The following is a 12,596-nucleotide window of genomic DNA, read 5'->3' as shown; positions in this document are numbered from 1 at the left end:
GGGCGCTTCAGGGGGCGAGGATCACGGACCGGGTGAGGTGGCGGGGCCGGTCCGGGTCGAGGCCGCGGGCCGCGGCGACGGCGACCGCGAGCCGCTGGGCGCGGACCAGTTCGGCGAGCGGGTCGAGACGGCCCTCGATCCACAGCCCGCCGGTCGCCCGCACCTGCTCGGCCAGCCCCTCGGGCGCCTCGCCGAACATCCAGGTGGCGGTGCCGTCGGTGGTGACGCTGATCGGGCCGTGCCGGTACTCCATGGCCGGGTAGGCCTCGGTCCAGGACAGGGACGCCTCGCGCATCTTCAGCCCGGCCTCGTTCGCCAGCCCGACCGTCCAGCCACGGCCGAGGAAGGTGAACTGCCCGCACTCCACGAGCCCCTCCGGCAGATCGGCGGCGAGCGCGGTGCGCGCGTCGGTCACGGCGGCGTCCGGGTGCAGGCCGAGGTGGGCGCGGAGCAGGGTGAGGGCGGTGGTCGCGAAGCGGGTCTGCACGACGGACCGTTCGTCGGCGTACTCGAGGACGACGACCTCGTCGGCGGCCGTCATCACGGGTGTCTCCGGGTCGGCGGTGATCGCCGTGGTGCGCGTGCTCCCCTTCGACCGGGCCAGCAGGTCGAGGACTTCGGTGGTGGTGCCCGACCGGGTCAGGGCGAGTACGCGGTCGTACGTCCGCCCGGCGGGGAACTCGGAGGCGGCGAAGGCGTCGGTCTCCCCCTGGCCCGCGCCCTCGCGCAGGGCTGCGAACGCCTGCGCCATGAAATATGACGTCCCGCAGCCGACGACCGCGACCCGCTCCCCCGCCGCCGGCAGCGCCCCGCGAAGGCCGGCCGCCTCGCTCGCGGCGCGGGTCCAGCACTCGGGCTGGCTGTTGAGCTCGTCCTCGACATGCGTCATGCCGCCGTCCTCCTGGCTTCCACGAACTGCCTTCCATGAACCTTCATGCTTTTTCTTGCAAGATATAGCGCGCTTTCGAGCAGAATCAAGCAGTCGGCTCATTCGGGAGTGGGATAAGGTCGCCGCCAGGTCGAGGAATCCCGGGGAGTTGGAGGTCCGATGTCGCGCGACGCCCGCTGGAAGGCGCTGCTGGAGCTGCTCGTCGAGCGGGGCCGGCTGGACGTCGAGGAGGCGGCCGCCGAGTTGGAGGTGTCGTCCGCCACGATCCGCCGTGACTTCGACCAGCTGGCCGAGCAGCAGATGCTGGTGCGCACGCGGGGCGGTGCGGTCGTGCACGGAGTGTCGTACGAGCTGCCGCTGCGCTACAAGACCGCCCGGCACGCCTCCGAGAAGCAGCGTGTCGCCAAGGCGGTGGCCGACCTGATCGCGCCCGGTGAGGCCGTCGGGCTGACCGGCGGCACGACGACCACCGAGGTGGCCCGCGCCCTGGCCGTGCGCAGCGATCTGACGTCGGGCTCGCCCGCGCTGACCGTCGTCACGAACGCCCTCAACATCGCCAATGAGCTGGCCGTGCGCCCCCAGTTCAAGATCGTGGTCACCGGCGGGGTCGCGCGCCCGCAGTCCTACGAGCTCATCGGGCCCCTCGCGGACGGCGTGCTGGGCCAGATCACGATCGACGTGGCGGTGCTCGGCGTCGTCGCGTTCGACAGCGCGCACGGGGCCGCCGCGCACGACGAGGCGGAGGCCGCGATCAACCGGCTGCTGTGCGAGCGGGCCGAGCGGGTGATCGTGGCGGCGGACTCCAGCAAGCTGGGCCGGCGCGCCTTCGCCCGGATCTGCGCCACCGACGCGGTGGACACGCTGGTCACGGACGCGGCGGCCGACCCGGAGACCCTGCGCCGGTTCGAGGAGGCGGGCCTGCGGGTCATCGCGGTCTGAGCCCCCGCGCCCCGGATCCCCTCGCTCCGGCCCTCCCCCGGCCGATTCCACCTACGCTGGGAGCGAGGCGCATGGCGGGCCAGGGAGGCTGCGATGAGCACTACTCCGATCGAGGCGGGCGCACCCGGGGCGTCGCGGTACGTGCCGATCGCCGATCACGGCCTGATCGGCGACCTGCGCAGCGTGGCCCTGGTGGGCATCGACGGCACGATCGACTGGTACTGCTGCCCGTCCTTCGACGCGCCCAGCATCTTCGCGGCGATCCTGGACGCCGAGCGGGGCGGCTGTTTCGAGCTGGCGGCCTCCGTGCCGGCCCGGACCAAGCAGTTCTACTTCCCCGACACAAACGTCCTGATCACCAGGTTCTTCACCGAGGACGGCGTCGGCGAGGTGCAGGACTTCATGCCGGTCGACGGGGATCCGGTCGAGGTCGAGCGGCACCGGCTGATCCGGCGTGTGCTGTGCGTACGCGGCTCGATCCCGTTCCACACCCGCATCGCGCCCCGCTTCGAGTACGGCACCCGGACGCACACCGTCCGTATGGAGGGCGAGGTGGCGATCTTCGAGTCGGAGGAGCTGTCCGTCGGACTGACCTCCACCGTGCCGCTGGAGATCGACGGGCCGGACGTGCACGCCGACTTCAAGCTCTCCCAGGGCGAGTCGGCGGTGCTCGCCCTGGACCAGGTCAGCGGGGCGCTCACCCTGAAGCGGTGTGCGCGGACGGAGGCCGAGAAGCAGTTCAACAGCACGGTGGAGTACTGGCGGCGCTGGCTGTCCGCCTCCAAGTACCGGGGCCGCTGGCGGGAGATGGTGCACCGCTCCGCCCTGACCCTGAAGCTGCTCACCTACGCGCCCACCGGCGCCATCGTGGCGGCGCCGACGACGAGCCTGCCCGAGCAGCTCGGCGGGGAACGCAACTGGGACTACCGGTACATGTGGGTGCGCGACGCCGCGTTCTGTGTGTACGCGATGCTGCGGCTGGGCTTCACGACGGAGGCCGAGGCCTTCATGAATTTCCTAACCGAGCACGTCAGCCGGGGCGACGGCTCGCCCACCGGCCCGTTGCAGATCATGTACGGCATCGACGGCCGCGCCGATCTGCCCGAGCGGGAACTCGACCATCTGGAGGGCCATCTCGGCTCCGCTCCGGTGCGGGTCGGCAACGCCGCCTCCGACCAGCTTCAACTCGACATCTACGGCGCGCTGATCGACTCGATCTACCTGTACGACAAGTGGGCGCAGCCCATCTCCAGCGGTCAGTGGGACAACGTGTGCTCCCTGGTGGACTGGGTCTGCGAGAACTGGGACCAGCCCGACGAGGGCATCTGGGAGACCCGCGGCGGCCGCAAGAACTTCCTGTACTCGCGGCTGATGTGCTGGGTGGCGATCGAGCGCGGCATCCGCATGGCCAACCGCCGTGGCCTGCCCGCCGATCTGCCGCGCTGGCAGGAGTGCCGGGACAGGATCTACCGCCGGATCATGAGCAAGGGCTGGTCCGAGACCCGTAAGGCCTTCGTCCAGTGCGAGGACAGCGACGTACTGGACGCGGCCGTGCTGATGATGCCGATGGCGAAGTTCATCGCGCCGACCGACCCGAAGTGGCTGTCCACCCTCGACGCCCTCACCGAGGACCTGGTGTCCGACTCGCTGGTCTACCGCTACGACCCGGAGGCGAGCCCCGACGGACTGCGCGGTGACGAGGGCACGTTCTCCATCTGCTCGTTCTGGTACGTCGAGGCCATGGTCCGGGCCGGCCGGGTCGACGAGGCGCGGCTGGCCTTCGAGAAGATGCTGACGTACGCCAATCATCTGGGCCTGTACGCCGAGGAGATCAGCCACACCGGCGAGCAACAGGGCAACTTCCCGCAGGCGTTCACGCATCTGTCCCTGATCAGCGCCGCGTTCAACCTGGACCGCGCCCTCGGGTGAGGCCGGTTCGCGCCCGCTATCGACAAGACATCGAATTTAGGTGAGGCTAACCTAAATAGGGTTTCCCCGACTCACCCGAAGGGCAACCCGAGATGACGCCTGGCTCGATCTTCCCGTACGTCATGCCTACTGCCGCGATGCTGCCCGACGACGACACGGGGTGGATCCTCGATCCGGGTCGCGCGGCGCTCGTGGTCCTCAACTTACAAAGGCGCTTCGTCCGCGTCCTGGCCGAGGAGGGCGCCCCGGTCTCCGAACTCCTCGCCAACACCGCCCGGTTGGTGGCCGCGGCCCATGCCGCGGGCGTGCCCGTCATCCACTCGGTGCCCGCCGGGGAGCGCGGACCCGCCACCTATGTACGGCCGCCCGGCGCGCCGGACGACCGGGACGGCGAGGCGTTCGCGGAGCAGGTCGAACCGCGCACCGGGGACACGGTGCTGACCGCGCGCAAGCACAGCGCGTTCGCCCGGACCCGGCTGGAGGGCCGGTTGCGTGATCTGCGGCGCGACCAGGTCGTGATCGCGGGGCTGTTCGCCCGGGTCGGGGTGCTGATGACCGCCGCCGACGCCTGGGTGCGGGACCTGGAGCCGTTCGTCGTGGCGGACGCCGTCGCCGACGCGTCGGCCGGGAGCCATGGGTTCGCACTGGAATGGGTGGCGGACACCTGCGGGGCGGTGACGTCCACGGACCGGGTGGTGACACTCTTCGGCCTCGTCGCGCCCGCGGCGGAAGCGGTCTGACCCGGGCCGCCGGGGACCGCTCCGCGGGCGGGGCGCGCCCGAGCCCTCAGTGGCCGTGCTCCCCGGTGCCCTCGTCGTGCGCGGGGGCCCGAGTGGCCTCCGTGGCCTTCGTCGCCGCACCGGCGCGGACCGTGAACTCCGCGGTGTGGACCCGGCCCTCGTGCTTGAAGTCGAGGAACAGACGGTAGGTGCCGCTGCTCGGGGCGGTGGCCGTGAACGAGATCTGCGGGCCGGGCTTCGTACTGCCGTCGCCGGGTTCGCCGTTGGGGTGGACGTGGAGGTAGGCGAGGTCTCCGGACCGCAGGGCCACCAGGTGGCCGTAGGCGCCGAGATAGGGCTGGAGGTTCGTCACCGGGCGGCCGCCTCGGGTGACGTTCAGCTTGAGCTCGCCCGCCTTGCCCGGGCGCAGGCCGCCGTACAGGCGGACCTCGTAGCCGTCGATCTTCGCGGTGGTGTTCGGCGCCGGCATCCGCTGCGGCTCGAAGGGTCCGGAGGCGGCCAGGTCCGCGCCGAGGGTGAGGTTCTCGGCGCCCTTCTTCTGCGGGGTGAAGTCGGCGAAGACGCGGTAGCCGCCCGCGCGGGGCAGTTCGACGGGGATGCTCCAGGTGCCGTCGGCGGCGCGGGTGGGGTGCAGATGGCGGTAGGTGACCAGGTCGCGTGAGGCGACGATGAGGTGCAGTTCCTTCTCGTGCTCGCGCTGGTAGGCCGTGACGGCGCGGCCGGCGCTGTCGCGGATGGCGAAGCTGAGCTCGGCGCGCTGCCCGGCGATGACGGTCGGGGTCCGCAGGTCGAGGGTGTAGCCGCCCTCGGAGATCTGGAGTCCACCCGCCGGAGCCGTCTCGTGGCCTCCGTGACCGTCCGAGCCCTCCGGCTCCGGCGGCGCCTCGGCGTGGCTCTCATGGCGGGCGGGCGCCGGGTCCTCCACGACGGGGTCGACACCCTTGCCCACGCCGTAGGCGGTGCCGAAGGTCGCGGCCAGTGCGGCGGCGAACGCGGTGATCCTCAGTCCGGCATGCATGGCTGGCTCCTACGGGTCTGATCCTTCGATTCGGTCCTTCGATGCACCTCACCATACCCCCAGGGGGTATCAAGTCAACCCTCGATCCGGGCTTGCGCCACCTACCCCCTAGGGGTATACATGGACACCGGCAAGGATACCCCCACCCCGTATCAAGTCGATCGCGACCGCGCATTCCCAGGAGGAACCCATGTCCACCACCACCTACGCCGTCTCCGGTATGAGCTGCGCCCACTGCAAGGCCACGCTCACCAAGGCCATCGGCGAGCTGGACGGCGTCACCGGGGTCGATGTCGATCTCGCGACCGGACAGGTCACCGTCACCAGCACCGTCGAGCCGGACGACGCCCTGATAGGCGCGGTCGTCGACGACGCCGGCTACGAGCTGACCGGCCGAGCTGCCTGACCCGCACCCCTACCGCGGAGCCCGGCCGCACCGGGCTCCGCCCGCACCCCGCACGAGGAGCAGCGATGACCACCCCCGCGTCCGACCCCACGACCGAGGTAGAACTCGCCATCGGCGGCATGACCTGCGCCTCGTGCGCGGCGCGCATCGAGAAGAAGCTCAACCGCATGGACGGCGTCACCGCCACGGTCAACTACGCCACCGAGAAGGCCAAGGTCAGCTACGGCGGTGACGTCTCCGTCCCGGACCTGATCGCCACCGTCGAGGCGACCGGGTACACCGCGCGGGAGCCGGCGCCACAGGTCCAGGACGCGCCCGAGGACACCCGCGGGGACGACGAACTGCGGCCGCTGCGGGAGCGGTTGATCACGGCCGTCACACTGGCCGTGCCCGTCATCGCGATGGCCATGGTGCCGGCGCTCCAGTTCGAGTACTGGCAGTGGCTGTCGCTCACTCTGGCGGCTCCGGTCGTGACGTATGCCGCATGGCCCTTCCACAAGGCGGCGTTCACCAATCTGCGGCACGGCGCGGCCACCATGGACACGCTGATCTCGGTCGGTACATCGGCCGCGTTCGCCTGGTCCCTGTGGGCGCTGTTCCTCGGCACGGCCGGCGAGCCGGGCATGACGCACCCCTTCGAGCTGACCATCTCCCGCGGTGACGGCTCGGGGAACATCTACCTGGAGGCGGCCGCCGGTGTCACCGCCTTCATCCTGGCCGGGCGCTACTTCGAGGCACGGTCCAAGCGCAAGGCGGGTGCGGCGCTGAAGGCGCTGCTGGAGCTGGGCGCCAAGGACGTCACCGTCCTCGGCGACGACGGCCGTGAACGGACCGTACCGGTCTCGGAGTTGAAGGTCGGCGCCCGCTTCGTCGTACGTCCCGGCGAGAAGATCGCCACCGACGGCACGGTCGTCGAGGGCTCCTCGGCGGTGGACGCCTCCATGCTCACCGGCGAGTCCGTGCCGGTCGAGGTCGCCCAGGGCGACCCGGTCACCGGGGCCACGATCAACGCGGGCGGCAGGCTCGTGGTCGAGGCGACCCGGGTCGGCGCGGACACGCAGCTCGCGCGGATGGCCAAGCTGGTGGAGGACGCGCAGAACGGCAAGGCCGCGGCACAGCGGCTCGCCGACCGGATCTCCGCCGTCTTCGTGCCGATCGTGATCGCCCTCGCGCTGGCCACCCTCGGTTTCTGGCTCGGCAACGGCGCCGGGCCGGCCGCGGCGTTCACCGCCGGGGTCGCCGTCCTCATCATCGCCTGCCCGTGCGCCCTGGGCCTGGCCACGCCGACCGCGCTGATGGTCGGCACCGGGCGGGGCGCACAGCTCGGGATCCTGATCAAGGGCCCGGAGGTGCTGGAGTCCACGCGCGAGGTCGACACCATCGTCCTGGACAAGACCGGCACCGTGACCACCGGACGGATGACGCTGTTGGCCGTGCACACCGCCGATCACACCGACGAGGCCGAAGTGCTGCGTCTCGCGGGTGCGTTGGAACACGCCTCCGAGCACCCGATCGCCCGTGCCGTGGCCGACGGGGCGCTGAAGAAGCTGGGTTCGCTGCCCACACCGGAGGACTTCGCCAACGTGCCCGGCCTCGGAGTGCAGGGCATCGTCGACGGACACGCGGTGCTCGTCGGCCGGGAGCGGCTGCTGGGAGAGTGGGCGATGGAACTGCCCGAGGCTCTGCGGCAGGCCAAGTCCGAGGCCGAGTCGGCCGGCCGTACCGCCATCGCGGTCGCCTGGGACGGCGAGGCGCGCGCCGTACTGGAGGTCGCCGACGCGGTGAAGGAGACCAGCCCGGAGGCGATCCGGCGGCTGCGCGCCCTCGGTCTCACCCCCATCCTCCTCACCGGCGACCATCGGGCCGTCGCCCAGTCCGTCGCCCGTGAGGTCGGCATCGCACCGGAGGACGTCATCGCGGAGGTGCTGCCGCAGGACAAGGCCGAGGTCGTCAAGCGGCTCCAGGGCGAAGGGCGTTCGGTGGCGATGGTCGGCGACGGCGTCAACGACGCGGCCGCCCTGGCCCAGGCGGACCTGGGGCTGGCCATGGGGACGGGGACGGACGCCGCCATCGAGGCCGGCGATCTCACCCTGGTGCGTGGGGACCTGCGCGTGGCCGCCGACGCGATCCGGCTCTCCCGCCGGACGCTCGGCACCATCCGCTCGAACCTGTTCTGGGCCTTCGCCTACAACGTGGCCGCCCTGCCGCTCGCCGCGGCCGGCCTGCTCAACCCGATGATCGCCGGGGCCGCCATGGCCTTCTCCTCGGTGTTCGTGGTCGGCAACTCGCTGCGGCTGCGCTCGTTCCGGGCAGCCGACTGACTCCGCACGCACAGAGGGGCGCCGCACGAGCGGCGCCCCTCCTTTTCACGGCACTGATCAGCCGAAGGCCTTCACGGCCTGGTAGTAGGTCCAGGCGGTGCTGTTGCAGGCGGCCTTCGTGGCACCGCCGTACCCCGCGCACACACGCTTGAGGTCCTCGTAGAAGGCGCTGTCGATCCGGGACTTGTTGGCGCTGAACGTGCCCATCGCCTTGTAGTTGCGGTAGCCGAAGTCGTGCCGGGCGCAGGACGTGGCGAAGGGGAAGCCGAAGGGGTTGTCGGGCGAGGAGGAGCAGTAGTCGGTGGACCAGTCGAACCCGTACGCGGACCAGGCGGACTGGTTGTTGCGGGCGGCGACCCAGGTGTTGTAGCTGGACACGCTGGTCTGGGTCCAACTGGACAGGATCTGGGGCTTGTCGGCGGGGGCGGCGTCGGCGGCCGCCGCGGTGGCGACGACGGTCACGAGGGAGAGGGCTGAGGCGGCAAGACCGGTGGCGAGTGTGCGGTGCATTCCACACCTCCATGAGGCTGCGGCCCGCCCGTCGGGTCGCAGGTTCATGACAAGATGATTGACACCCGAACGGCCCTTTCACACCGCATGCGACCTAATGGCCCATTAACTCTTGGACATGCAAGGAGATCAGGGGATGAATTCGACGTCCTGTCTCCGTATGTCCACTGCGGTGAGCGCCAGCGCCAGCGGCCCCGGGGCGAGGAACGCGAGCGGCACGAGCATCCAGGCGCACAGGGCGGCGGTGGCCACCGCCAGCAGCACCAGGCCACTGCCGCCCAGGTCCCGCACACAGTCCCGCGCGGCCAGGCGCAGGGCCGTCCGCCAGTCGGTGAGCGACTCGGGCCGGGCGCACGCCCGCAGACCGGCCACCATGGCGCACACCCCGATACCGGCGGCGACCACCGCGAGGGCGGCCCCGCCCGGCAGCCCCGCCCTGGCCAGCGCCAGATCCGCGGCCAGCACCAGGGCACCCGCGAGCGCCAAGGTGCCCGCCGCGAGGTCGCCGGTGCGCAGCCGTCGCCGTAGCAGCGCGAAGTACCGCCCGGCGGTGGCCGGTCGGCCCTCCCGGGCGCCGCGCAGCACCGCGCAGGCCGTGGACAGCGCGGCGGGCGCGGTCAGCAGCGGCAGACAGGCCACGGAGGTGGCCAGGCCGACGCTCAGTACGTCGGCGAACAGGGTCATGCGCGGGCCGAACACCTCGCCCGCCTCCCGTGCCGGCATCCCGCTCACCCCTTCAGTCCGGAACTGGCCATGCCCTCCACCAGGAACCTCTGGAAGGCGAGGAAGAACAGGACGATGGGCAGCAGCGCGATCACGGACAGCGCGAACATCGGGCCGAACGCCGAGGTGCTAGAGGCGTCGACGAACGACCGCAGGGCCAGTGTGAGCGTGAACTTGTCCGGGTCGAACAGGTAGATGAGCTGGGTGAAGAAGTCGTTCCACGTCCAGATGAACGTGAAGATCGCCGTGGTGATCAGCGCGGGACGGGTGAGCGGCAGGACGACCTGGAAGAAACTGCGGAACGGGCCGCAGCCGTCGATCCGGGCGGCCTCCTCCAGTTCACGCGGCAGACCCCGCATGAACTGCACGACGAGGAACACGAAGAACGCCTCCGTCGCCAGGAATTTCGGCAGGATCAGCGGCCAGTAGGTGTTCACCATGCCGAGCTGGTTGAAGATGATGTACTGCGGGATCAGCACCGCGTGATGCGGCAGCATGATCGTCGCGATCATGAACGCGAACAGCGGCCCCCGCAGCCGGAAGCGCAGCCGCGCGAAGGCGTAGGCGGCGAGCGAGCAGCTGATGACGTTGCCGAGGACCGCGCCGCCTGCGACCAGCAGGGAGTTGGACAGCAGCCGCCGGATGGAGACGTCGTTGACGCCGTCCAGAGCGGTCGAGTAGTTCGACCACTCCAGGTGACGGGGCAGCAGGTCGAGGCTCGCGATGACCTCGTCGGCGGGCTTGAGCGAGGTGGCCACCAGCCACGCCAGTGGGTACAGCATGACGAGCAGGGCGGCGAGGCAGCCGAGGTGCAGGGCGATCCGGCCCCGGCGAACGGGCTCGGGGGCAACGGCGGTCGCGGTCATCGGTCCCCCTCGGACGCGTAGAAGACCCAGGAGCGCGAGGTGCGGAACAGCAGGGCGGTGACGGCGCCGATGACGATCAGCAGCACCCATGCCATCGCGGAGGCGTAGCCCATGTGGGAGGCGACGAAGCCGCGGTCGTAGAGGTACAGGGTGTAGAAGAGCGTCGAGTCGGCGGGTCCGCCCTTGCCTGCGCTGACCGCGAAGGCGGGCGTGAAGACCTGGAAGGCCTGGATGGTCTGGAGCACGAGGTTGAAGAACAGGACCGGGGACAGCATGGGGACGGTGATGGACAGGAACTGCCGCCACTTCCCGGCCCCGTCCACGGCCGCCGCCTCGTACAGCTCGGCCGGGATCTGCTGGAGTCCGGTCAGGAAGATGACCATCGGCGCCCCGAACTGCCATACCGTCAGCAGAGCGACCGCGAGCAGCGCCCAGCCGGGCCGGTTCACCCAGCCGCCGGTGCCGAGCAGATTGTCCACGGTGCCACCGTCGTTGAAGATCGCCCGCCAGACGAGGGCGACCGACATGGAGGCGCCGAGCAGCGAGGGGGCGTAGAACGCGGACCGGTAGAAGGACTTGCCGCGTCTCATGTTCTTCAGGGCGAGCGCGACGGCGAGGGCGAGGGCCAGTTGCAGGGGCACGGCGATGACGACGTAGGTCAGTGTCGTGGTGACGGACCGCCAGTACCGCGGGTCCTCGGTGAACATCCGGGTGTAGTTGCGCAGACCGACCCAGTGGGGCGGGTCGAAGAGGTTGTAGTCGGTGAAGGACAGGTACAGCGACACGGCCATCGGCAGCAGGGTGAGGACGATGGCTCCGAGGACCCACGGGGACAGGAAGACCCAGGCGGCGCCCTCGCGTTCGCGCTTCGGGCGGCGCTTCGGGTCGGTGGCTTGGGCGCGCTTCGGCGCGGCGGGTATCGCGGTGATGGTCATGACCTCAGCTCCGCCTTCGCCTCGGTGATGTAGTTCTCGGCTGCCTCGCGGGGCGACATCAGGTTGAAGGACACCTGGTCGTAGTCGCGCTGGAAGGTGGTCTGCAGGGAGTTGTCGCCGGGCGGCGGGGCCTGCGGCGGGTTCTTGAGGGTGCCTTCGACCGAGGACTGGTAGTCGGAAACGGTCTTGTCGAAGTCCTCGAGCAGCGGCTCGGTCTCCTTGCGGACGGTCTCGTTGACCTGGATGCCGCGGGTGGCGCCGAGGATCTCGGCCGCGTCCTCGTCGTTGACGAGGAAGTCGACGAGCTCGGCCGCCTCCTCGGCGTGTCCCGTGGCGGCGGAGACACCGAGAAACATCGACGGCTTGTAGTACTGGCCGGGCGTGCCGTCCTCGCCCGTCGGCATCGGCACGAGCGCGACGCCGCTCGGGACGAGCGCGAGGTAACCGCTCGCCGGTGCGTCCCAGTTCACGTCGGAGACCGCCTTGCCCCGGCCGAGGGGGGTGTTCTCTACGGAGCCGTCGAGCTGGGTGTTCTGCTCGGCCGGGGAGACGGCCCCCTCGCGCTGGAGCCCCTCGGTGAAGGTCCACCACGCGGTGAGGTCGTCGGCGGTGAAGCCCAGTCCGCGGTCCTTCGTGTACAGGGACTTGCCCTGCCCTCGCAGCCAGACTTCGAACACGTCCTCGTTCGAGCCGGGGTCGGTGCCGCCGGGCTTGCCGGTCTTCTTCGCCAGGGCGCGCATGGTGTCCGCCCACTCGTCCCAGGTCCAGTCGCGGCGTGGGAGGGAGACCCCGGACTCCTTCCACTTCTTGACGTCGTAGACGACCGTCTGGGTGCCGCGTCCCTGCGGTAGCGCGTACTGGGTGCCGTCCACACGGCCGGTGGCGAGCAGGCCCGCGTCGATCCCGGAAGTGCGCAGTACGGCCTGCTGCTCGGCCAGGTCGAGCAGGACGCCCCCTGAGGCGTACTGGTCGATCTGGCGGTAGTCGAGCTGCATCACATCGGGTGCGTCGCCGCCGGTGGCCTGGACGGCCAGCTTCTGTTTGTAGGCGTCGTAGGCCGAGAACGACGTCCGCACCCGGACGTTCGGGTGCCGTTCCTCGAACAGGGCGACGGCCGCTTCGGTGCGCTCCGCGCGGTCGGGGTTGCCCCACCACGTGTAGTGCAGCACCACCTTGCCGCCGCCGGTCGACTCCCCGGATCCTCCGCAGCCCGCCGACGTCAGGCAGAGCGCGAGTGCGGCGGCCGAAGCGCAGAACCCCCTTGTCCTGTGTCCGGGCATACCGAGGTCACCTCTCCTCTCCTCGGTCCTTCTTCACGGC

12 protein-coding genes are annotated in these 12,596 nt (G+C 70.6%); 5 read left to right on the top strand and 7 right to left on the bottom strand.

Features of this window, described 5'->3' with window-relative positions; all coding sequences use genetic code 11:
* Nucleotides 1–7 precede the first annotated feature (7 nt).
* Complete coding sequence (locus tag ACFPQ9_RS31835; protein WP_380861200.1) at nt 8–889, bottom strand: SIS domain-containing protein; 882 nt, start codon at nt 887–889, stop codon at nt 8–10.
* Nucleotides 890–1,048: 159 nt separating this feature from the next.
* Between ACFPQ9_RS31835 and ACFPQ9_RS31830 the strand changes: the two genes are divergently transcribed.
* The 3 genes from ACFPQ9_RS31830 (at nt 1,049) to ACFPQ9_RS31820 (ending at nt 4,497) form a co-directional block, all read left to right on the top strand.
* Entirely contained in the window at nt 1,049–1,828 is a 780-nt protein-coding gene (locus tag ACFPQ9_RS31830) for a DeoR/GlpR family DNA-binding transcription regulator (RefSeq protein WP_380861197.1), read from the top strand.
* A 93-nt stretch (nt 1,829–1,921) separates the two neighbouring features.
* Complete coding sequence (locus ACFPQ9_RS31825) at nt 1,922–3,757, top strand: glycoside hydrolase family 15 protein (protein ID WP_380861194.1); 1,836 nt, start codon at nt 1,922–1,924, stop codon at nt 3,755–3,757.
* A gap of 92 nt (nt 3,758–3,849) precedes the next feature.
* Nucleotides 3,850–4,497, top strand: coding sequence for an isochorismatase family protein (locus ACFPQ9_RS31820; protein ID WP_380861191.1), 648 nt, complete (start codon nt 3,850–3,852; stop codon nt 4,495–4,497).
* Between the two features lie 46 nt (nt 4,498–4,543).
* On the opposite strand, the gene ACFPQ9_RS31815 is transcribed toward ACFPQ9_RS31820, so the two are convergent.
* Nucleotides 4,544–5,515 carry a hypothetical protein gene (locus ACFPQ9_RS31815; RefSeq protein ID WP_380861188.1) on the bottom strand — a complete coding sequence of 324 codons (972 nt, stop codon included), beginning with the start codon at nt 5,513–5,515 and terminating at the stop codon, nt 4,544–4,546.
* A gap of 190 nt (nt 5,516–5,705) precedes the next feature.
* Here ACFPQ9_RS31815 and ACFPQ9_RS31810 point away from each other — a divergent pair, with 190 nt between their 5' ends.
* Complete coding sequence (locus tag ACFPQ9_RS31810) at nt 5,706–5,921, top strand: heavy-metal-associated domain-containing protein (RefSeq protein ID WP_380861185.1); 216 nt, start codon at nt 5,706–5,708, stop codon at nt 5,919–5,921.
* 65 nt (nt 5,922–5,986) lie between these two features.
* Entirely contained in the window at nt 5,987–8,242 is a 2,256-nt protein-coding gene (locus tag ACFPQ9_RS31805; RefSeq protein WP_380861183.1) for a heavy metal translocating P-type ATPase, read from the top strand.
* A 57-nt stretch (nt 8,243–8,299) separates the two neighbouring features.
* Here ACFPQ9_RS31805 and ACFPQ9_RS31800 read toward each other — a convergent pair whose 3' ends face one another.
* From ACFPQ9_RS31800 to ACFPQ9_RS31780, 5 genes are all read right to left on the bottom strand, one after another.
* The gene (locus tag ACFPQ9_RS31800; protein ID WP_380861180.1) at nt 8,300–8,752 is read right to left on the bottom strand and encodes a phospholipase; all 453 of its coding nucleotides are present in this window, start codon (nt 8,750–8,752) and stop codon (nt 8,300–8,302) included.
* A 129-nt stretch (nt 8,753–8,881) separates the two neighbouring features.
* Complete coding sequence (locus tag ACFPQ9_RS31795) at nt 8,882–9,475, bottom strand: hypothetical protein (RefSeq protein WP_380861177.1); 594 nt, start codon at nt 9,473–9,475, stop codon at nt 8,882–8,884.
* Nucleotides 9,476–9,480: 5 nt separating this feature from the next.
* On the bottom strand, nt 9,481–10,341 hold the full coding sequence (locus ACFPQ9_RS31790) for a carbohydrate ABC transporter permease (protein WP_380861174.1): 861 nt from the start codon (nt 10,339–10,341) through the stop codon (nt 9,481–9,483).
* Nucleotides 10,338–11,276 carry a carbohydrate ABC transporter permease gene (locus ACFPQ9_RS31785; RefSeq protein WP_380861171.1) on the bottom strand — a complete coding sequence of 313 codons (939 nt, stop codon included), beginning with the start codon at nt 11,274–11,276 and terminating at the stop codon, nt 10,338–10,340. The genes ACFPQ9_RS31790 and ACFPQ9_RS31785 overlap by 4 nt, the downstream gene beginning before the upstream one ends.
* Nucleotides 11,273–12,556: an ABC transporter substrate-binding protein gene (locus tag ACFPQ9_RS31780; protein ID WP_380861168.1), complete on the bottom strand. Its 1,284-nt coding sequence runs from the start codon at nt 12,554–12,556 to the stop codon at nt 11,273–11,275. The genes ACFPQ9_RS31785 and ACFPQ9_RS31780 overlap by 4 nt, the downstream gene beginning before the upstream one ends.
* Nucleotides 12,557–12,596: the final 40 nt, after the last annotated feature.

Origin of the sequence: Streptomyces coerulescens, from assembly GCF_042657965.1 — a bacterium.
Lineage (GTDB): Bacteria > Actinomycetota > Actinomycetes > Streptomycetales > Streptomycetaceae > Streptomyces > Streptomyces coerulescens.
The sequence above is the reverse complement of the archived record's forward strand: the minus strand, read 5'-3'. Positions and strand labels throughout refer to the sequence as shown.